The sequence below is a fragment of the Lujinxingia vulgaris genome, from assembly GCF_007997015.1.
GTDB lineage: Bacteria > Myxococcota_A > Bradymonadia > Bradymonadales > Bradymonadaceae > Lujinxingia > Lujinxingia vulgaris.
This window is the reverse complement of the sequence record NZ_VOSM01000017.1, coordinates 45974-67071: the sequence shown is the minus strand read 5'-3', so window position 1 is coordinate 67071 and position 21098 is coordinate 45974. Positions and strand designations below refer to the sequence as shown.

Below are 21098 nucleotides of genomic sequence, written 5' to 3'. Positions count from 1 at the left end.
CGGCTACCAACCAGCGGGAAGTTCCCTTTTGCCCTTAGCTCAGGCGCCCGACCCCACGCGGAGGTGGACCATGGAAGATGTGACCGTCATCGATCACCCGCTGATTCAACACAAGCTCTCGTTGATGCGGGAGAAAGACACCACCACCGCCGCCTTTCGCAGCCTGATGGGTGAGGTGGCGCTTTTGCTCGGCTATGAGGTCACGCGCGACTTGCCGATCGAGTACGCCGAGATCGAGACGCCGCTGACCAAAATGAACGCCCCGCATCTCGTGGGCAAAAAGCTCGTGATCGTGCCGATTCTTCGCGCCGGCGTGGGTTTTGTGGACCCCCTTCTGCAACTTCTCCCCTCGGCGCGCGTGGGCCACATCGGGCTCTACCGCGACCCGGAGACGCTCCAGCCGATCGAGTATTATTTGAAGTTGCCCGAGCAGATGGATGATCGCGACGTGATCGTGGTTGACCCCATGCTTGCCACCGGGCACTCGGCGGCGGCGGCCGTGGCGCGCATCAAGGCCTTTGAGCCGCGCTCCATCAAGTTTATGTGCCTTCTGGCCGCGCCCGAGGGCGTCGAATACATGCGCGGCGAACATCCGGACGTGCCCATTTATACGGCGGCCATCGACGAGAAGCTCAACGAGAAGGGCTACATTGTGCCCGGGCTCGGTGACGCCGGCGATCGCCTCTACGGCACCAAATAACCCTCAGCGCCTCCGCGTTCCGGAGGCGCCCCTTTCTTCGAGTACGAGACGATGTCGCAACAGGTTGGTCAGGTGGAGGTCCGTCGCCTCAGCGGTGATTCGGTGCATCAATACGTCGATGATCTGGCGCGGCTGCGCCTCCAGATCTTTCGCACCTACCCCTACCTTTACGACGGCGACCTGGACTACGAGAGCCGTTATCTGGCGCGTTATCTGGAGTCGAGCGAGAGCGTGCTCGTCGCAGCCTTCGATGGCGAGCGGGTCGTCGGGGTGTCGACGGGGATGCCGATGGCCGAGAGCGATGAGGATTTTCAGCGCCCCTTTAAAGAGCTTGGCTACGACGTTGGCGAGATCTTCTATCTGGCCGAGTCGGTGCTCCTGCCCGAATACCGGGGGCAGGGCGTGGGCGTGAAGTTCTTTGAGGAGCGCGAGGCGCATGTGCGCGAGCTCGACGCGTTCCGCTTCACCTGCTTTGCGGCGGTGGTGCGCCCCCCGGACCATCCGCGGCGGCCTGAGGGCTGGCAGCCCCTGGACGCCTTCTGGCGAAAGCGCGGCTACGAGCGTCAACCTCAGATCCGCACGATGATGCGCTGGAAAGAGATCGACACGGTCGAAGAAGTGCCCGAAGTCATGGAGATCTGGCTCAAAGACCTGGATAGCGAATGAGCATGGTGCGTGTGGCCACCGCGCAGTACCCGGTGGATTTTCTGGAGGGGTGGAATCACTACGTCGATAAGATCTCGGCGTGGGTCAAAGAGGCGGCCAGTGAGGGGGCGCAGATGGCGGTCTTTCCGGAGTACGCCTCCATGGAGCTGGTCAGCCTCTTTGCCGAGGAGGTGCGCCAGGATCTTCCCTTTCAGATGTCGGAGATGCAGCGCCTGCTCGACGATTATCTGGCGCTGCACCGCGAGCTCGCCAGGCAGTACGGCGTCTATGTGATCGGCGGCTCCTATCCGGTGCGCCTGCTCGACGGCTCGTACCGCAACCGCGCCTACGTCTTCAGCCCCCAGGGGCGAGTGGATTTTCAGGAAAAGATCCTGATGACTCGCTTTGAGAGCGAGCTCTGGCTGATCTCGTACGGCGACCAGCTCAAGGTCTTTGAGACGCCCTTCGGCGCCTTTGGCATCAACATCTGCTACGACAGCGAGTTTCCTCTGCTCGCTCGCCGACAGGTGGAGGCCGGCGCCAACCTGATCATCGCGCCCAGCTGCACCGACACCCCCTACGGCTACCACCGGGTGAAGATCGGCTGCCAGGCCCGCGCGCTGGAGAACCAGTGCTACGTGGCGCACGCCGTGCTCGTGGGGGATGCCCCCTGGTCGATCGCCATTGAAGAGAACTGCGGGCGCGCGGCGGTCTACACGCCGGTCGACGTCGGATTTAGCGAAGATGGCATCGAGGCCATCGGTGAGTGGAACGCGCCCTGCTGGGTATACGCCGATGTGGATCTGGCGCGCAGCGAGGAGGTGCGGGTGCGCGGGGAGGTCTTGAACTTCCGCGACTGGGACAACCAGGCCGTCGCCGCCAACGCCGAGATCGAGCGGGTGGGGCTTGAGTGAGAACGTAATTTTACAGACGTGCTCTACAAGTTGTTGAAATAAAAGGGGTTTCTGGATCTGCTCTGCGGGGCTAACGTGGCCGTGGTCTGGCTGCACGAGTCTTTCAGAGAGGTCTACGATGAAGTTTCAAAGCCTGATGGCGGCGCTGCTGGCAAGCGGCCTGCTGGCGTGTGGGGGCGGTGACGATCTGCGGGTGGATCGCACGGAGGAGCCCTGTGAGTGGGCGTGCGATGAGGTCAGCGAAGCGCCGGAGGTGGCGTGGAGCGATGGGGAGCATGGCACCGAGGTGTATACGCCCGATGAGGCGGCGCCGACGCCCGAGCCGACTCCCGAGCCGGAACCTGAGCCCGAGCCCGAGCCCGAACCTACTCCTGAGCCTGATCCGACTCCCGAGCCCGAGCCCGAACCTACTCCCGAGCCTGAACCGGAACCTGAGCCTACTCCTGAGCCCGAGCCCGAGCCCGAGCCTGAGCCGACTCCCGAGCCTGAGCCTGAACCTACTCCTGAGCCGGAGCCCGAACCCGGCGATGATCTGGCCTGTGGCGCGATCGAAGGTGTCTGCCGCTTCTGCGGACCCCCGGCCGATGTGGTCACCAGCTGCCCGGGTAACAGCACGACCTTTGAGTGCGAGGTCTTCCGTTTGACCAACGCCGAGCGTCGCGCGGAGGGGCTCAACGAGCTGACCTACAGTGGCGAGCTGGCCGAGTCGGCAATGATGCACGCCACCGACCTCGACCGCTGCGATTACTTCGCCCACGACTCGCTCGACGGCACGAGCTTCTTCCAGCGTTGCGCCGACCAGGGCTATTCGGGGACCTGCACTGGCGAGAATATCGGCGGCGGGCAGCGCACCCCCCAGGATGTGGTGCAGGCCTGGATGGACTCCCCCGGTCACCGCCAGAACATCCTCTACCCGGCCCATACCCAGCTGGGCGTGGCCTTTCATGAGGGCGACGGGCGCTACCGTCGCTACTGGGTGCAGCACTTCGGGCGCGTGCGTTGAGCGCTTGCGTGGTGTGATTTCGGTGGTCTGAAACACAGCAGCCCGCGAGCATGTGCTCGCGGGCTGCTGCGGTGTGTTGGTGTGTGAAATCTTTAGTGATTTCAGCAGGTTGCGATTTGCGTGGTCGGCCGCATTAAGGCAGCCAGAGCTCGCCGCGGAAGTTCGCGTCGACCATCAAAAATCCCTGTCGGGTGGCCAGGGGCTGAGACTGCTGCAGAGTGAGCTGCAGGTCGGCCAACGCCGGCGAAAACTCGCCAAGCGCGCCCAGGTCGGGGGCCGGCACCGCAAAGGAGAGGCCCTCGCCAAAGGCGCCTTCAATCTCAGGCCAGAGCTGGTCGTACATCAGCTCTTCGAGCATATCGGCCGTGAGCTGGGGCTCACCCATCGACGACTCGATGAGCCACATGTGGATGTCGGGCTCCTCGGCCAGGGTGATGCCGATCTCGCCACCGCTCAGCCCCATGTTGGCGCCGACGCTGATGCGCGCGCCGAAGCGGTCGACGCGGTCGGGCCAGGTCATCTCGATCTCCAGCTGGCCCAGATAGATCATCAGGTCGTAGGGCTCGCCATTCTGCGGCGGGGCGACCAGGGGCGGGAGTTTGCCGTCGATCTGTGCGGCCTGCACCAGCGTGTTGAAGGGGGCCGGGATCATCTCGCTGATGTCCATGGTGAGCAGCCCGGCATTCCACAGGCTGTGGAAAATGCCGTTGACCAGCGCGGTGTTCAGCCCGATCTGCAGCCGGGAGCTCTGGAAGTAGGGCAGGGCGGAGGAAGGAGCACTGAGCAGGGGCACGCCCGGGCTGTTGGCAAAAAGCGGCTCGACGCCGGTGGAGAGGTGAGCGCGGACGATGCCGTCGAGGCCCTCGCGGTAGACGGGCGCGAGCTGGGAGATCTGGCCGGAGAAGTCGAGCGCGACCGGCTCACCCATGCCCAGGTCGAGCTCAAAGCTCTGCTGGGAGATGGCGCCCTCCAGCGAGGTGAAGACGTCGAGCAAGAGCTCGGGCAGGGTGTCGATGAACGAGAGGTTGACGCTCTCTAAGATGATCGACTCCAGGCTTGTTCGCAGCGCGCTGTCGGCGAGCTCAAAGACGGCGTTGACCTCGGGGCTGACGAAGTTGGGAGTGGCCTGTTCCAGGGCCAGTTCAAAGCGCTCCAGTTCAACCTCGAAGGGGGCTTCGGCGCTGGTTTTGGCGACGCTGATCTCGGCGAAGATGGCCAGGCTGGCGCTGAGCTCGCCGTCCAGGCTCAGGGACTGGTCGTTGAGCTCCAGACCTCCGGCGGTGGTGGCGACCAGGTTGGGGATCTGCGCGAAGAGCTGCAGGCCCTCGTCGGTGACGTCGATCTCGACGCGGGGCTCGTTGACGGCCACATCCAGGATGCGCAGCGTCAGCGCGCTGGAGTCGACGACGGGGTCGGGAAGTTGCGAGGTCAGGTCGATGTGGCGAAGGACCAGGTAGAGGATGTCGGCCAGATCGTTGGTGGCGACCTGGGCCTCACTTAAGACTTCGAGAGGTTGGCCGTCGTCGAAGAAGTTCTGGCCCAGATTGAGGATCAGGCCCTCCTCCAGGGTCACCGCGCCGTCGGCGTCGGTGGGGTGGTAGGCCGGCGCCCAGATGAAGTTGGCTTCGGCGTAGCCCTCCCGCTCGTGGAGACCGTCGAAGGCGGTGACGTAGACGGCGTTGAGGCCGAGCTGAGGCTCGAAGGTCTCGCTGAAGCGGCCCTCGGCGTCGAGGTCGACCTCCTTGCCGTTGACGTGCACGCTGACGATGGGGTTGGGGTCGCTGACCTGGCCGCTGACCTCGATGGTGGGGTGTTCGGATGCCAGGAGTTGTGCGCCGGGAAGAGGGCTCTCCAGCGTGATGGTGGGCGGGCCGGAGTCGACCATGGCGATGCGGCTTCCGCACACCGCCTCGCCATCGTCGAGATCGACGCAGGCTTTAAAGGTCACAGGGCCTTCGCCGCGCAAGAACCAGCGATCTTCGTCGCCGTCTTTCTCGACGAGCTCGGCCGGTGTGACCAGCCAGCGGACGGGAGGGCTGATGCGGCGGTTGAGCCCGTCGTAGACGGTTGCCGCTGGCGTGATGCGCGAGTCCACCGCGTAGGCCTGGCGAGCCGGAGTGAGGCTGACGCGAACCTCGGCGGGCGCTTCCCAGTCGGCGGGCTCGGGCTCGGGCTCAACGTCGGTTTCATCGCCGGCGTCGGTCTCCACGTCGGTGTTCTGGCCGGTGGAGTCGGGGCCGGAGTCGGCGCCGCATGCGGTCAGTGTGAGGCTCCCCAGCGCGAGCGGGAGCAGGGCGAATAAGATCGTGCTCAAAGATCGTCGCATAGGTTCACCGGACTCCGAAGTTGCCGCGAAGGATGAGGTGGCGGTTGGTCGAGTCGAGCGCCGGGTTGGTCAGCCCGAGCTCCCCGCCCACCGGCAGGCCGTACACACCAAGAGATGGCGAGATCGCAAAGGAGGGCACCGGAAGCTCCGGCAGCGCCGCGTTAAGGGCGTCGTCGAGCAGCGTCTGTAAGAAGCCGCGCAAAAAGCCCTCAAGGATGTCGCGGGTGCCCTCATTGAGCGAGATCTCGTCGGGGGAGAGGTGGAACTCGTTGAGCGTGATGTTGGAGAAGCTCAGCTGGCCGTTGTTGATGTTGATGGCGGTGTTGGCCGTGGCGCCCAGGCTCAGGGTGACGGGCTCATCGAAGAGGCCCGGGTAGACCATCTCCAGGCGCATGCCGCCGAGCATCAGCGTGGCCGTGCCGTCGGTGTTAAGCGCGGCCACCGGGGGGAGCGTGGTGCGCAGGCTCACAGCCGCGCCTTCGGCGTCTTCGCCAAAGAGGGCGTCGCCGATGTCGGCCTCCAGAAGTCCGCCGCGCCAGAGGGCGTGCAGGGCCTGGTTGAGCAGCATCAGGTGGACCGACACCGAGGTGTTCTGGCCGCCGGAGGGCTCATAGAGGTAGGAGCCCGGGGGCACCGCGACACCGAGCGTCGGGTAGGCGATCGCGGTGGTTTGCGGACGCACCCGGGTGCGCATCCCCAGAAGCATGCGCGCGCTGCTCACCGAGAGCGAGGAAAACCCCAGGTCGTAAAGAAGTTCAATCTGGCCGGTGCCATCGAGGCGCGGTACCTCAATGCCGCCGCTGAGGGCGTCGGTGCCCAGGTTGCCGAGAAGATCGCCGAGGAGGCTGTCGAAGTTGTCGACGATGGCCGACTCGACGGCGTCTTCGACCTCGGAGCGGATGGTGTTCTGGAAAAGATCACCCAGCGCGCCGTAAACGAGGTCGGAGAAGCCGTTGCCGCCGCTCAACGAGATCTCGCCAGCGCTCGCGCTCGGAGTGCCACGCAAAGAAGCGCCGAGCGTCTGTCCGTTAAGCGCGATGTTGCTGGTCAGGTTGACGGTAACTCGGTCGACGTCTGCCACCGGGTTGAAGTCCGGACAAATGCCCGAGGGGCTGTAGACGCGAATGCGAACGCGCACCCCGCGGAGCGTTGCCTGCATATCCAGACCGCCGCCGACGAGGTCCAGCTCGGTGAGGTGCCGGTAGAGGTTTCCGGTACCAAGGCTGATGCCGTAGTACTCCACGCCGGTGATGCTCACCGAGTAGTCATCGGTCCAGGGGACCGGGCATCCAAAGGAGAGCAGGCCGTTGGAGACCACCGCGTCGCGAATCTGCTGCAAAAGCCCGTCGCTGTTCAGAACGCGCAGGAGCACGTCGTTGAGGCTCTGGATGGTGGTGGTGTGACCCTTATCGTCGATGGCGTCCTGGGCCAGGCGCAGGGAGACGACGTCGTTGGTGGAGAGCAGATGATTGCCGTAGGTGTTGGTCGCCAGGAAGGAGCAGGTGCGCACGCTCTCTTCGCCGTAGGTGTCGCGGGCGACCACGTCGACGAAGTTGATGCCGAAGCGAGGGCGGAAGCGGTGGCTGAAATTGCCCTGCTCGTCGAGGGTCGCGGTGCTTCCGTTGACCAGCACCTCCTCGACGCCCAGGCTGTCTTCGACTGTGCCGGTGAAGGTGAGCAGCGTGTTGGGTGCGTGGTTGACCATCGTGCCGTCGCCGGGGCCGGTGCACACGATCGAGGGGCCGTTCTGGTTGACGACGATCTCCACCTCGCGGCTGATGGGCGCCTCGGTGGCGTTGTTCTCGTCGATGGAGGCGCGCAGCGTGTAGACGCCGTCCTGGTCAAAGCGGAAACGCCCGTCCCCAAAGGACTCGCCAGCCGGTATGGACTCATAGGTGATGCGCGCCTGAGGAACGAGGTTGCCGTAGCGGTCCTGGGCCTCGGCGCTGAGCGTGATGATCTGTCCGGTGCCGTAGACGGGCTGGTCGGGCACCACGCTCACGATGAGCTCGGCGGGAAGATCCGGGACCACTTCGAGGGTGACCTCGTTGAAGTTTTCAACGCCCTCGGCGAAGCAGCTCAAGTTGTAGAAGCCGGCGGTGGTGATGGTGGCTTCAAGGGCCTCCAGGGTAACCCCGCTGTTGGTCACATCCGAGATCAGGCGGAGCTCGGTCTGGCTCAGATCGACCGGGTTGGAAAACGCATCAAAGCCCCGGCAGCTCGCTGACACGCTGTCGCCGGCAACGATCTGGAAGGTGGAGAGTTCGGTGCTCAGCGTCGTCAGCGGGCCGGCGACGATCTCCACCGAGGGAGGATCTTCGTCGCGAAGCCCGACGGAGGGGGAGGCGCAGGCGATGGTGGCCTGACCCACGTGCTGCGCTTCGAGCTGACCGGAGCGAACCTCCAGAAGTCCCGATGGGGAGTGGTCGAAACGTACGGGAGGCGCTTCGTCTTCGGGGTAGGTGATGACCTCGCCATCGGCGTCGAGAAACTCGCAGGTCACGTTGAAGCGATCGCCGGCGACCACGGGCATCGGCACGTCAATCACTGTGACGATGGTGGCGGGGCGAGGCGCCAGGGGTTCGGCGTCGGGCCGCTCCTCTTCGATGGGGGCGGCGTCCGCGTCGGCCCCCTCGCCGGCATCGGGCTCGTTGGTGTTCCACTCGCTGGAGTCGGCGACCTCATCGCCTCCGCAGGCCGCCGAGCCCAGGCTCAGCGTCGCGAGTAGGAGAGACAACCACACGCACCGTCGTAGCGAAGGTGCAGGGGTGGGACGGCGTGAAGTGACCATGCGTCAGGCTCCCGTCAAAACGTTGTCAGAAAACAGCGTAGCAGTGGCCCGAAGTCTAACGAGGAGGCGAAGCTGGCGCAACCGGGGGTGGTGAACTCTCCCACACCTGCGGTGTCGTTCCGCGAGCGTTGGGCTTTGACGCCACTTAAGGTTCGGGCAGGACTTCCAGGGCGCGTTTAAGGTCGTCGCGCACACAGGCGATGCAATCGCGACGGTTGAGAAATCCGCAGCCGACTTTTGGCGAGTCGCTCATCGCCTGGAGGGTGGGGCGGGCGCGGGGATCATCGAGGTCGACGATGGCTTCGATCTTCTCTTTGTAGCCCTCGCAGTTGCCGGCCACGCGCAGCTCCACGCCCAGGCGCTCCCAGCGATCGAGATCGTCGAGGGCTTCGGCGTCCTCCAGAAAAGCGTGGGCGCGGCGCCGGATCGAGGCGCGTTCGCCCTGGCTGGCCACGCGCGCGATGGCGGAGCGCGAGGTGGAGGTGAGGTGGTCCTTGAGCCAAGTTGCCGCGTCGTCATTGCCTGAGGCGAAGCGCGCGACCACCGCGTCGACCAGGGCCGGGTCGTGGGCGTAGCGTTCGTCGGCCGCTACGATGGTGCGGGCTTCTTCGAGAAGATCGACCTCGCGCTCGACATGCAGATCGGCCATCAGCGCCAGGTAGCGCAGGTCGGCGTCGTCGGGGTTTTGAAGAAGGAGCGCTTCGAGCGCGGCGCGATCGCCGGTGCGGGCTGCGGCCAGGGCTTCGAGCACCTGCGGATCTTCCATGAGCGCTTCACGCGAGGCCTCGGTCTGGCGTTGGGCGCGGGTGTCGCCGCTGATGACGTAGAAGGTCAGCGCGAGGATCGAGACCACCATCACCAGCGCGCCGATGGCGAGCCCGCGGATCAGGCGTTGCTCATCGGGGGAGAGGGCCTGCCAGCGGGGCAAAACTTCGCTTTTCCAGCGTTCGCGTAAGGGGGCGCTTGTCTCCAGGATGCGCTCACGCAGCGGGCCGCTGACCTCGACGGCGCGCTGACGCAGAGAGGTGAGCGAGTCGCCGGCGGCGCTGGCGGCGGCTGTGGCGATGGGCGCAATCGCCGCTGTGAGCGGGCTGTCTTTGAGCGCGTCGAGTTCTTCGATGAGCGCTTCGGCGTTGGCCGGGCGCCCGTCGGCGTCCTTGGCGAGCAGGCGGGCGATCAGGCGCTCGGCGGCCTGGGGAAAGGCCACCTCCGGGCAGCGCTCGCGCAGGGTGGGGATGGGGTGGGTGACGTGTTTGCCCATCAGGCGCGCGACGTTCTCATCGTCGTAAGGAGGCTGGCCGGTGAGCATCTCAAAAAAGACCACGCCCAGAGCATAGAGGTCGGCGCGGGCGTCGACCTCGGCCCCGGCGATCTGCTCCGGCGCCATATAATGCGGCGTGCCGTAGACCATGCCCTTGCGGGTCAGGCGCGTGGGTTTTTCGCCGCCGGCCTCTTCGGCCATGGAGATGCGGGCGATGCCGAAATCCATGATTTTGACAAAGTCCGGGTCACCCTCGCGGTCGACGAGCATGATGTTTTCGGGCTTTAAGTCGCGGTGCACGATGCCGTGCGCGTGGGCCTGGGCCAGCGCCGTGGCGACCTGGCGGACGATATGGGCGGCGCGTATGAGCGGCATCTTACCCAGGGCCATCGCCTCGTGCAGGGTCTGGCCTTCGAGGTACTCCATGACCAGGAAGAACTCGCCATCGTCGGTCTGGCCAAAGTCGGTGGCCTGGCAGACGTGCGGGCTATCCAGCAGCGCTGCGGCCTGAGCCTCGCGCTGAAAACGGGCGACGACCTCTTTGTTTTCGGTGAGCTCGGCGTGCAGCACTTTGAGCGCGACGGTCTTGCGCATGAGCACGTGTTCGGCGCGGTAGACCTGCCCCATGCCGCCGTCGCCCAGGGGGCGCTCCAGGCGGTAGCGACCCGCGATCAGGCTGCCCTCGGTGAGGGAGTCCTCGGGCGCCGCCGTCTCAGTCCCCACCTCTGCGCTGCCCCCATCATCGCGCTCCGCCTGGACCTCCGGCTCGGAGCTCGCTGCCGCAAGCGCGTCGGAGGCGCCGGCGTCGAGGGCGCGGGTTGGCTCGGCCTCGGCGCTGGAGGCGCCGGGTTGAGGGGATGCGTTTTCCGCGGGGATGGCAGGGGTGTCACGCATAAGCAGCTATCGCTAAGGCAGGGGAGTGCGTGTCGCAAAACGATTCAAGGCGCGGCGCAGACCTACAACCGCCAGAAGCCCGACAATCCATTCCGGAACATAGCCGGGGGAGGGCGCACTGGCGAGCATCGAACATCCCCCGCTGAGCTGAGAGCGCGATTCTTCGGGCTCATCCTGAGGGTCATCGTCGCCGCCGGCGTCGTGATCGTCGTCGGGATCGCCCGGGCCGGCGTCCTCATCAATGTCCTGGGGATCGGGGGTGTCGCCGGCGTCGGGGACATCTCCCGCATCATCGGCGGGGGCGCGCGAGAAGCGCAGCAGCGGGGCGGGCAGCCGCTCGCTCGTCAACCAGATCGACTCGCCATCGCGTGCATAGCCCAGCGCCTCGCCCTGGATGGTGCCCGGGTTGACGAGCAGGCGCTGCGGCTCGCTCTCAAAGGCCTGGCGAAGATCGCCCCCGGGCGCGCAGTAGGTGTAGAGGTGGGTGTAAGTTCGCAGCGAAAAGGAGCGCCCGTCAGGCGCCACGTCGGCGGCGGTGATCATGCGGCCAAAGCTGAAGTTCTCGGCCAGGGTGAGCGTGGCGACCGGCCGTGCTTCGAGCGGCGCATCGTCCTCAAAAGCGCCGGCGAGCTCAAAGACCTGGCTTGAGGCCTCTTCGACTTTCTCGATGATGAAGATCGCAGCGCTTTGAGGATCGACGAGCAGGGCCTCGGCGTCGCGGGGGCCGCCCTCGTAGGTGAAGCGTTGGGCGGTGATGCCGTCAGTGAGGGTGAGCTCGGGGGCTGGTGGGCTGCCGAGGTCGGGCTCTTCAAAGCGGTAGAGCACAACCTCGTCGCGTTGTTTGAGGTTGTCGCCGAAGTCGGCCACGTAGATGCACGCGGTGGCGCCACCGGCGGAGCAGGGGCCAATCGCCATATCCTCCCAGTCGATGTTTTCGGCGCCTTCGAGCGTGAGCTCGGTGAGGATGGGGGAGGCGTCGGGATCGCCGGCATCGTCGGAGGGAGCGGTCGAGAGGGCGAAGAGGCGCGCGCTGTCGCCGGAGTCGTTATGCGTCCAGAGCACGTCGGGGTTTTGCCAGCCGGCGGCGAGCCCGGAGGACTCGGCCAGGCGCTCATCGTTGATCTGTGCGACCTGTTGGCCGTTTGCCCAGCCCCCGCACACCGCCTCCTCGGCCCGAAGCTCCGGCGTCCCGCTTAGTACCGCGCAGGCGGTGAGCAGGGCCGCCGTCAGGTGGTGAGCCGGGCCCTGGCGAGCGCTGCATCGTGGCTTCATTGGCGAGCTCCGGGAGGTGGGTTGACCATCGCGGATGAAAGTATCAGGCGCGAATAAGCCGCGGCAAGGTGGCCGGGGCATCGAGGATGGCCTCAACTCGCTTAAAAGCAGATCCGAGACGATGCATTGTGCCAATGTGTCACGGTGAGGTGGGGGGTAAGGCGATGGACTGTTGCAAAATACCACGTAGGGGGTGGGGTCGAGGCGATGGACTGTTGCAAAATACCACGCAGGGGGTGGGGTCGAGGCGATGGACTGTTGCAAAATACCACGCAGGGGGTGGGGTCAAAACGATGCGCTGTGCCAACGTGTCACGCTCGGCACGCCCCGAGGCGACCCTCGATGCCTTTTGCCCGGCAAATAGCGGATTCTGGGTGATGGGTTGTGCCCACCTGCGACGCCTCGCCGCATGGCAGTTGCCTCCTGCGCGCGGGAGAGTATGGTCGCGGCCTCATCACGCGCCGCATCACGCGGCGACCGGCACCATCAGCGAGAAGATACCCATGGACGACACCTCCCGCCTCATCGACATTCACGACCAGCCCACCGCATTTAAGGCGCTCGCGATGCGCGAGGAGCGCGACGAACTGCAGGTCGTCGCCATCGCTGAAGAGGGCGCCGAGGCGGGGGCGGAAGAGCGTCTCGGCCTGGCGCTGAGCTACGATGAGGCGCGCCTGGATGACGTGGCCTATGTGGCCACGCGCCGTGAGCAGCTCAGCCACCTGGCGGAGTACCTCGATGCGCTCTCGGATGGCGAGGTGGTCGCGCGTAAGATCGCGTTGCTGGACATTAAAGAGGGGCCGGGCGGGGCGGGAGAGCCGCTTCTGGTGATCGAGCGCTGCGCGGGGCCCACGCTCTTTGAGGCCGTGCAGACGCGCTGGCCCGAGGGCATGCCCGCCGAGCTCGCGCTCAAAATCATGGCGCAGCTGGGCGATCTTCTCGTGGCTACGCACAAGGCCGGCTACTACTGGCGCGACTTCGATCCGCGGCGTTTTGTGCTTCAGGGCGACGACACGCTGCGCGCCCAGCTCCCGGGGTGCGTGGTGAGTAAGGGCGTCAAGCTCAAGCCCTGGCAGCTCACCACGCATCCGGCCTACACCGCGCCCGAGGTTCGTGAGGAGACGTCCGGTACGATGCTGCGCGCGGCGGCCGATATCTACGGGGCCGGCGCGCTGATGAGTTTTTTGCTCAGTGGCGAGGAGCCCCGCGCCCGGGTGGAGAGCCCGCTGAGCTTTACGGCCTATGAGCGTATTGAGGCGCTTGAGATGCCCGGCGTCACGCTTTTGCTCGCGCGCACGCTGCAGCCCCTGGCCAAGAAGCGTTTTGGGCGAGCGGAGATCTTTCGGCGTTATCTGAGCCTCGACGATCTTCCGGTCCGCGAAGACAAGGGGTTTGGCATGGTGATGCTGCCGGCGCCCTGGCTGGGGCTGGAGATGGAGAACCCGGAGAAGAATCGTGCGCTCAAGAGCCACCTCTCGTCGGGGCCGCTGATCAGCGTGGCGCGCGAGGAGCCCGCAGAAACAAGCGAGCCCTCGGCCTTAGCCGAGGGCTCTGCGGTGCGTCGCGCTGAAGAGCGGGAAGAGGAGGTCCGCTCCGGGCTGGGTTGGCCCTGGCTGGCGGTGATCATTGTGCTGATCGTCGCCGCGCTGGCTTATCTCACCCTGGGCGCACCTTAATCGGCGTCGCGATCGCCTCTGGTAAAGACCAGCGACTCCCCGTCTTCGGCGACCTCCACGACCACATGGTCGCCGGCGACGAACTTGCCTTCGAGCACCTCCACGGCCAGCGGGTCCTGAATGAAGTTGCCGATGGCGCGCTTGAGCGGGCGCGCGCCGTATTCGGGCTCAAAGCCTTCTTCAGCCAGAAAGTCTTTGGCGGCGTCGCTGATCTCGATGGTCATGCGTTGCTCGGCCATCATCTTGCGAAGACGCCTTTTCTGAATGTCGACGATGAGGCGGATGGCGTCTTTGTCGAGGGCCTGGAAGACGATCGGCGCGTCGAGGCGGTTGAGGAATTCCGGGCGGAAGTGGTCGCGCAGGATCTCCTGCACCGCGTCGGTCATCTCTTCGCCGGAGGCCTTGCCGCTTAAGTCCATGATCTCGCGGCTTCCCACGTTGGAGGTGAGGATCACCAGCGTGTTGGTAAAATCGACGCGGCGGCCCTGGCTGTCGGTCAGGCGGCCCTCGTCCATCAGCTGCAAGAGCAGGTTGAACACATCGGGGTGGGCCTTCTCGGCCTCGTCGAAGAGCACCACGCTGTAGGGTTTGAGGCGCACGGCCTCGGTGAGCACGCCGCCCTGCTCGCTGCCCACGTAGCCGCGGGCGGAGCCGATGAGCGTGTTGACCTTGGACTGCTCCATGTACTCCGACATGTCGATGCGCACGATGGCGTCTTCGCTGTCGAAGAGAAACTCGGAGAGGGCCTTGGCGAGCTCGGTTTTGCCGACGCCGGTGGGGCCCACGAACATGAAGTTGCCGATGGGGCGGTTGCGGTCCTGAAGACCCGCGCGCGAGCGCCAGATGGCGCTGCAGATGATTTCGATGGCCGAGTCCTGCCCGACCACACGCTGGCGCAGGCGATCGGGCATGTTGAGCAGCTTCTCGCGCTCCGACTCCAGCATTTTGCTCACGGGGATGCCGGTCCAATCGGCAATGACTTCGCCGATGTCGTTGGCGTCGACGTAGTCTTTGAGCAGGCGCTCTTCTTTATGCAGCTCGCTCATGCGGGCCTGGGCCGCCTCGAGCTTCTGCTTGAGCTTTGGCAGCACGCTGTAGCGAATCTCGGCCGCACGCCCCAGCTCGCCAGCGCGCTGGGCCTCCTGGGAGGTCTTCTCGGTGGCCTCCAGCTCTTCTTTGATGGTGGTGATCTCGTCGAGCACCACTTTTTCAGTCTCCCAGCGCACGCGCAGGCGCGCGGCCTCTTCGCGCAGGCTCTCGATGCGGTTCTCAAGCTCGGTGCGCTCCTCCACCGTCTCCGGGTTGGTGGCGTCGGCGATGGTCTGGCGCTCCATCTCCAGGGCGTGCATGCGACGCTCCAGGGCGTCGAGCTCGGTGGGTTTGCTGTCGATCTCCAGGCGCAGGCGGCTGGCGGCCTCATCGATGGCGTCGATGGCTTTGTCGGGCAGGTAACGATCCTGCACATAACGCGCCGTCATCTGGGCGGCGGCCACCAGCGCGCTGTCGTCGATCTGCACGCCGTGGTGAATCTCGAAGCCCTGCTTGATGCCGCGAAGGATCGAGACGCAGCCGTCGGTCGAGACCTCCTCCACGTGGATCGACTGAAAACGGCGCTCCAGCGCGGCGTCGGCCTCCACATGCTGGCGGTACTCCTCAACGGTGCTGGTGCCGATGACGCTCAGCTCACCACGCGCCAGCGCGGGCTTGAGCATGTTGGAGGCGTTCATCGAGCTGTCTTTGCCGCCGGCGCCGACAAGCTGATGCAGCTCGTCGATGAAGAGGATGATGCGGCCCTGGCTGTTCACAACTTCCTGCACCACCGTCTTGATGCGCTCTTCAAACTGGCCGCGCAGGCTGGTGCCGGCCACCAGCGCGCCCAGATCCAGGCGCATCAGGCGTTTTCCGGCGAGGCCGGTGGGCACGTCGCCGGCGACCAGGCGCTGGGCCAGGGCGTGCACGATGGAGGTCTTGCCCACGCCCGGGTGGCCGAGCAGCACCGGGTTGTTTTTGGTGCGGCGAGTGAGGACTTGCATGACGCGCCGGATCTCGGCGTCGCGGCCGATGACCGGGTCGAGCTCGCCGCGCTCGGCCATGCCGGTGATGTCCTGGGCGTATTTGCCAAGAATCTCGGAGACGGGGCCTTCGGCGCTGGTGATTTTCTGGCCGCCGCGGGCCTTCCTTACCGCTTCCTCCAGCTTCTCGGCGGTGGCTCCGGCGTCACGAAGTTGTTTGCCGGCGTAGCTCGACGTGCGGCGCGCAAAGGCGATGAGCAGATGCTCGCTGCTGGTGAACTGATCGCCCAGCGTATTGGCCAGCTCCCCGCCTTCCTGAAGCGCAGCGAGCAGATCTTTGCTGATAAAGGGCTGCTCCTGGTTGCGGTAGGTTTTGGGCAAGAGCTCCAGCTCGTCGATGAGCTTGCGGCCCAGGGCCTTGGGGTTGGCGCCCAGGTTCTCCAGAAGGCTCGTGGCCACCGAGTCGTCCTGCTCGAGCATCGCGAGCAGCGTATGCTCCACCTCGACGTGATCGTGGCGCAGCGTCTTTGCCAGGCCCTGGGCGCGCTCCAGGGCTTTGCGGGCTTTTTGAGTGAAGCGAGACAGGTCGAATTTCTGGGGCATCGTAAGGCTCGGGGCGACAGGTACATCCAGTCCACAACGCTCGCCATAAAAGCGAGTCGCACAACAGATAGGGCACATTCGGGTGGCGGCAATCTGACCCTCGCCACCGGCCGGTGTCAACCGGGGGGAGTCCGTCCAGGGCAGAGCGCCTTAAGCGTTCACCGCATCGGCGGCGACGAGCGCCGCGCCCTCACCGGGGCGCGCGACGATCAGATCGCTCACGCCGCCGATCTGCCCCAATACCGAGCGCACCGCCGAGAGCTCGCGCGCCGGGCAGAAGACTTTGACGTGAGGGCCGGCGTCGATCGTAAAGAAGACCTGCAGCCCGTCGCGGCGCGCGCGCCGCACCCGGTGAATCAGCTCCAGGGTGGTCGGGTTCCAGTAGATCACCCCGGGGTCGGCGGCCATGGCGCTGGCGTGCATGCCCAGGCAGGAGCGCTCGGCGACGCGTCCCAGCGCCTGAAAGTCGCGCGCTTTGATGGCGTCGGTGGCCTCGACGATGTCGCCGGCCACGGTGTCGGCCCAGGGGGTAAAGAGTGGTGAGCTCTCCTGGGTGCGCAGCATGCCTTCGGTGGAGCTGATGTCTTTTTCGCCCTGGGTGGTCACGGCCACCACGCAGCGTAGATCCCAATGCTCCGGCCCGGCGATGGGCACGGCGAAGGCGTCGTGGCCGTCTTTGCGGCTGCCGCGGCGCATCTCCGCAAACCCGCCGTAGATCGAGCGGGCCGCCGAGCCCGAGCCGCGGCGGGCCAGCGCGGAGAGCTGCTCATCGAGAAGATGCAGCCCGGCCGCCGAGGTGGCTGCCAGCGCCAGCGCCGCAAAACCCGAGGCCGACGAGGCCAGCCCGGCGGCGGTGGGGAAGTCGTTGGCCGTCTCCACCTCGGCAAAGTAGTCGTGGTTGGATTCGTTGCGCACCAGTTGCACAAACTCGACCACCCGCTGATACGCGCGGCTGCCCTGGCGCAGCTCTTTGCCGTCGAGGATGACGATGTCGCGGCTGATGTCGTCGCGGTAGCGCACCCGCGTGGTGGTGGAGAGGCCGCCCAGGGTCAACGAGAGGCTCCCGGCCACCGGCAGGTTGAGGTCGGTGTCGCGTTTGCCCCAGTACTTGACCAGCGCGATGTTGGGGTGGGCAAAGGCCGTCGCCTCCATCGGTGGCGAGGAGGTGTTGTAAGGGGGGAAGGCAAACATGGTGTCCTTTAGCTCTCGAGGGTGAAGGTGTAGACGGGCCAGCCGCGCACCTCCCAGCCCTCCCGTATCGCCCGGGTTGTGGCCTCATCGGGGCCCAGCGCCACCACGCACCCGCCACCGCCGGCGCCGGTGAGCTTCGCGCCCAGGGCCCCGGCACCGCGCGCCAGGTGACAGGCCTCGTCGATCGCCGGGATCGACACACCCAGCGCGGCGAGTAACCCCTGGTTGATGTTCATATATTCGCCGACGGCCTGGAGATCGCCGGCCTCCAGCGCCTGACGGCCCTCGGCGGCGACCTGCCCGATGGCCTCAAAGACCGCTGCGGTTGCACGCCGGCGCTCGGCCAGCGCGCTCACCCCGGCGACCATCTCGGCGGTGGAGGCCGAAGGGGCCACCTGGGCCACCACCAGCCGGAGCGTCGGGGCGCGCACAGGCTCGAGGGTGGGGGGGCCGCCTGCCGCGTCGCGCTTAAAGGCAAACACCCCGCCGCCCAGCGCCGCGCTCTGGTCGATGCCCGAGGCTCGGCCGTGAAAAAGCCCCTCGGCAAAGCTCACCGCCTCTTCGACGGTCTTCGCATCGCCGCGCCCCGAGAGTTTGTGGGCGGCGCGGGCCAGCGCCACAGCCAGCGCCGCCGAGCTTCCCATGCCCGCGCCCACCGGGACCTCCAGGCGCACATGGCCATCGAGCGCTTCGAGCGTAAGCCCAAAACGCTCCACGATGCCGCGGGCGGCCTCAAGCACCTTGCCCTCGGCCAGGAAGCTGCCCGCCGGGTGATCGACGCGAAACGCCTCGGAGCGCCCGTGGCGCACACACGCCACCGCACCCAGCGGCAGCCCGCAGGCCACCGCCGCATAGCCGTGCACCACGGCATGCTCCCCGAAGAGGATCAGCTTGCCTCGTCCGCGCCCCTCAGCCACCTCGCCCATCAACCAAAGAGCCCGCGCGCAAAGCCCGACTCGCTGATCTCAAGGTCGATCGACTCCGGAAGCTCATCGACGTTCTTCTCGGCGTACGCGCTCCCCAGCTCGTACTCCTCGCCACTGAAGAGGCAGAGGTAGACCTGCTTGACGTTTTTGAGACGCGGGAGTTCTTCGGCGGTGATGCGCCAGAAGATGTCCATGAACTCCTCCAGCGTGATGCCGCCCATCTGCAGGCCGATCGCCGGAAACGCCAGCTCTTTGAGCTCCAGCTCATCGGCCAGGTCGTAGGCGTTGAGGATGGCGTTGGACACCAGGCGCGCATTGATCTTCTTGGCACCCACGATCGAGACGTGGATCAGGCGCTTGACCGGCAGCTGCCCGGCTTCGGTGTCGACGGCGCGGCCCGGCTCCAGGCGGTTGTTGCGCAGCCCGCTGCGCGCCATATGCAGAGTCTGCTGCATAAAAGGACCGCCGCGGCGCGCAATCGCGTTGCTCACGGTGTTGTCGCTGTTGCCGCCGCTGTTGAGGATCAGCCCGGTGTTCGACGGGTTGACCAGCGCCCCCTCGGGCATCGAGATCAGCGTGATATCACCCTGGGTGACGATGAGATGGCGTTTGGAATCTTCCATAAAGGTGTCCTGCATGGGGTCAGTCAGTATGCGATTTTGGGATGGAACAAAAAGGTGGGGCTGGCCCACCGACGCGGGCGGCCAAACGCCCTTTCTAGGCGATTGAAGCCCGGGCAGCAAGGCGGCGCGCCTTGAGGCTACGGGGCGTCCCGACGCCATGCTGCTCGTGTGTGCGGGCGTGATGCGCGCCAACCTAAGCGCATCTGGCCAGAGGCAAGCAAACCGTCGGCCCGAAATGCATCGCGCTTACGCAAAGCTGCACTCCAGCTTGAGCGCCTCGACCAGCCTGGCCTCATACGCCTCGCGGCTGATTTCGATCACCCCCAGCCGCTCCAGGTGCGAGGTCTGAAACTGCACATCGAGCAGGCTAAATCCCCGCGCGTTAAGCCGCTCGACCAGATGCACAAGGCAGATCTTCGAGGCGTCGGTCGCCCGATGAAACATCGACTCACCGGCAAAAAGCCCGGCCAGCGCCACGCCATAGAGCCCGCCCACCAGGCGATCACCCTCCCAGGCTTCGACACAGTGGGCAAAGCCCAGCCGGTGAAGCTCGGTGTAGACCTCTTTGATCCCTTCGGAGATCCACGTCTGCGGCTGGCCGGGCCGCGGCTCCGCGCAGGCTTCGATGACACCCTCAAAATCCGTGTTGAAACGAATCTCAAAGGGTTTCTTGCGCAAGGTCTGCCGAAAACGCCGCGAGATGCGCAGGCCGTCCAGCGGCAGAATCGCGCGCGGATCGGGCGCATACCAGTAGATGCGCCCCTCCTGCTCGGGATGCGCCATCGGGAAAATCCCCTGGGCGTAGGCCGAGAGCAAAAGCTGTGCGGAGGGGCGCGTCTCATCCATCGCGTTATGCCTTCGCCTTCGGATGCGTCATCGCTCTGGGGTTGATCGCCTTATCGAACTCCTCGCCAGACAGATAGCCGAGCTCGGTGATGGCCTGACGAAGCGTCGTCTTCTCTTTGTAGGCCTTCTTGGCGACTTCCGCGGCCTTGTCGTAGCCGATCACCGGGTTGAGCGCGGTCACCAGCATCAGGCAGCGCTCCAGGTAGTCGGCGATCTGCTCGCGGTCCGGCTCAATGCCCACCACGCAGTTGTCGGTAAATGAGTGCATCGCGTCGGTGAGCAGGCGAGTGGATTCGAGCACGTTATGCACGAGCATCGGCTTGTAGACGTTGAGCTCAAAGTTGCCGTTGGCCGCCGCAAAGCCCACCGCCGCGTCGTTGCCGAAGACGTGCGCGCAGACCATCGTCATGGCTTCGGACTGGGTCGGGTTGACCTTGCCAGGCATGATCGAAGAGCCGGGCTCATTGCTCGGCAACACCAACTCGCCGAACCCACAACGCGGGCCGCTTCCCATCCAGCGGATATCGTTGGCGATCTTGTTGAGCGAGGTCGCCAGGGTCTTGAGCGCGCCGTGGGCCTCCACGATCGCCTCTTTGCCGGCGAGCAGCGCAAATTTGTTGGGCGCGGGCTTAAAGGCGTAGCCGCTCATGGCCGCCAGAGCGTCGCAGACGGCCTTATCGTAACCTTCGACCGTGTTCAGGCCGCTTCCCACCGCGGTGCCGCCGATGGCCAGCTCCACCAGAAGCTCCAGCGACTGGCGGATGGCGCGCTCGGCGTAGGTGAGCTGCGCCGAGTAGCCCGAAAACTCCTGACCGAGGGTCAGCGGCGTGGCGTCCATCAGGTGGGTGCGGCCGACTTTGACGATGTCCGCAAACGCTTCGGCCTTGGCGTCGAGCGCGTCGCGAAGGTGGGAGAGCGCCGGGAGCAGCGCGCTCTCAAACTGGTCGACGATCGCCACGGCGCTGGCCGTGGGGAAGCTGTCGTTGGTCGACTGGCTCTTGTTCACATCATCGTTGGGGTGAATCGGGCTCTTCGACCCGAGCTCCCCGCCGAGCATCTCGATGGCGCGGTTCGCGATGACCTCGTTGGTATTCATGTTGGTCTGCGTGCCGCTTCCCGTCTGCCAGACCACCAGCGGGAAATGCTCATCGAGCTTGCCGTCGATGACCTCCTGGGCGGCGGCCTGAATCGCCTTCTTTTTCTCTTCGCTCAAAAGCCCCAGGCCACAGTTGGCCTCGGCGGTGGCGTGCTTGACCATCCCCAGCGCCTTGATCATGGGGCGAGGCATGCGGTGGCCGCCGATCTTGAAGTTCTGGATGGAGCGCTGGGTCTGGGCGCCCCAGTAGGCGTCGGAGGGCACTTCCACCGCGCCCATTGAGTCGTATTCGGTGCGAGTCGACATCTTGTGATCCTTT

General features: G+C 65.7%; 15 protein-coding genes. 5 read left to right on the top strand and 10 right to left on the bottom strand.

What is annotated here, in order from left to right; translation table 11 throughout:
• Positions 1–70 precede the first annotated feature (70 nt).
• From upp to FRC98_RS19930, 4 genes are all read left to right on the top strand, one after another.
• Complete coding sequence (gene upp / locus FRC98_RS19945; RefSeq protein ID WP_146983305.1) at positions 71–700, top strand: uracil phosphoribosyltransferase; 630 nt, start codon at positions 71–73, stop codon at positions 698–700.
• 51 nt (positions 701–751) lie between these two features.
• Positions 752–1366 carry a GNAT family N-acetyltransferase gene (locus tag FRC98_RS19940; RefSeq protein ID WP_146983303.1) on the top strand — a complete coding sequence of 205 codons (615 nt, stop codon included), beginning with the start codon at positions 752–754 and terminating at the stop codon, positions 1364–1366.
• A complete protein-coding gene (locus tag FRC98_RS19935) occupies positions 1363–2259 on the top strand; it encodes a carbon-nitrogen hydrolase family protein (protein ID WP_230467843.1) in 897 nt (298 codons plus the stop codon). The genes FRC98_RS19940 and FRC98_RS19935 overlap by 4 nt, the downstream gene beginning before the upstream one ends.
• A 118-nt stretch (positions 2260–2377) precedes the next feature.
• Positions 2378–3262: a CAP domain-containing protein gene (locus tag FRC98_RS19930; RefSeq protein ID WP_146983302.1), complete on the top strand. Its 885-nt coding sequence runs from the start codon at positions 2378–2380 to the stop codon at positions 3260–3262.
• A 133-nt stretch (positions 3263–3395) separates the two neighbouring features.
• Here FRC98_RS19930 and FRC98_RS21855 read toward each other — a convergent pair whose 3' ends face one another.
• The 4 genes from FRC98_RS21855 to FRC98_RS19910 all read right to left on the bottom strand — a co-directional run bounded on the left by FRC98_RS21855 (position 3396) and on the right by FRC98_RS19910 (position 11806).
• Positions 3396–5588, bottom strand: coding sequence for a hypothetical protein (locus FRC98_RS21855; RefSeq protein WP_283809669.1), 2193 nt, complete (start codon positions 5586–5588; stop codon positions 3396–3398).
• A 4-nt stretch (positions 5589–5592) separates the two neighbouring features.
• Complete coding sequence (locus FRC98_RS19920; RefSeq protein WP_146983300.1) at positions 5593–8325, bottom strand: hypothetical protein; 2733 nt, start codon at positions 8323–8325, stop codon at positions 5593–5595.
• A 199-nt stretch (positions 8326–8524) separates the two neighbouring features.
• Positions 8525–10534 carry a serine/threonine-protein kinase gene (locus FRC98_RS19915; RefSeq protein ID WP_146983299.1) on the bottom strand — a complete coding sequence of 670 codons (2010 nt, stop codon included), beginning with the start codon at positions 10532–10534 and terminating at the stop codon, positions 8525–8527.
• A gap of 12 nt (positions 10535–10546) precedes the next feature.
• Complete coding sequence (locus tag FRC98_RS19910) at positions 10547–11806, bottom strand: hypothetical protein (protein ID WP_146983297.1); 1260 nt, start codon at positions 11804–11806, stop codon at positions 10547–10549.
• 503 nt (positions 11807–12309) lie between these two features.
• Here FRC98_RS19910 and FRC98_RS19905 point away from each other — a divergent pair.
• Positions 12310–13482 (top strand): serine/threonine-protein kinase, encoded by a 1173-nt coding sequence (locus FRC98_RS19905; RefSeq protein ID WP_146983296.1) that lies wholly within the window; start codon positions 12310–12312, stop codon positions 13480–13482.
• Here the strand turns inward: FRC98_RS19905 and FRC98_RS19900 are convergent.
• From FRC98_RS19900 to fumC, 6 genes are all read right to left on the bottom strand, one after another.
• Positions 13479–16097: an ATP-dependent Clp protease ATP-binding subunit gene (locus tag FRC98_RS19900; protein WP_146983294.1), complete on the bottom strand. Its 2619-nt coding sequence runs from the start codon at positions 16095–16097 to the stop codon at positions 13479–13481. The two genes, FRC98_RS19905 and FRC98_RS19900, sit on opposite strands and share 4 nt — an antisense overlap.
• A gap of 150 nt (positions 16098–16247) precedes the next feature.
• On the bottom strand, positions 16248–17288 hold the full coding sequence (mvaD, locus tag FRC98_RS19895) for a diphosphomevalonate decarboxylase (RefSeq protein ID WP_230467842.1): 1041 nt from the start codon (positions 17286–17288) through the stop codon (positions 16248–16250).
• An 8-nt stretch (positions 17289–17296) separates the two neighbouring features.
• Positions 17297–18205 (bottom strand): mevalonate kinase, encoded by a 909-nt coding sequence (gene mvk / locus FRC98_RS19890; protein ID WP_230467841.1) that lies wholly within the window; start codon positions 18203–18205, stop codon positions 17297–17299.
• Between the two features lie 8 nt (positions 18206–18213).
• Positions 18214–18837, bottom strand: coding sequence for a macro domain-containing protein (locus FRC98_RS19885; RefSeq protein ID WP_230467840.1), 624 nt, complete (start codon positions 18835–18837; stop codon positions 18214–18216).
• 246 nt (positions 18838–19083) lie between these two features.
• A complete protein-coding gene (aat, locus tag FRC98_RS19880; RefSeq protein WP_146983289.1) occupies positions 19084–19683 on the bottom strand; it encodes a leucyl/phenylalanyl-tRNA--protein transferase in 600 nt (199 codons plus the stop codon).
• A 4-nt stretch (positions 19684–19687) separates the two neighbouring features.
• Positions 19688–21085 carry a class II fumarate hydratase gene (fumC, locus tag FRC98_RS19875; protein WP_146983287.1) on the bottom strand — a complete coding sequence of 466 codons (1398 nt, stop codon included), beginning with the start codon at positions 21083–21085 and terminating at the stop codon, positions 19688–19690.
• Between the last annotated feature and the right edge of the window lie 13 nt (positions 21086–21098).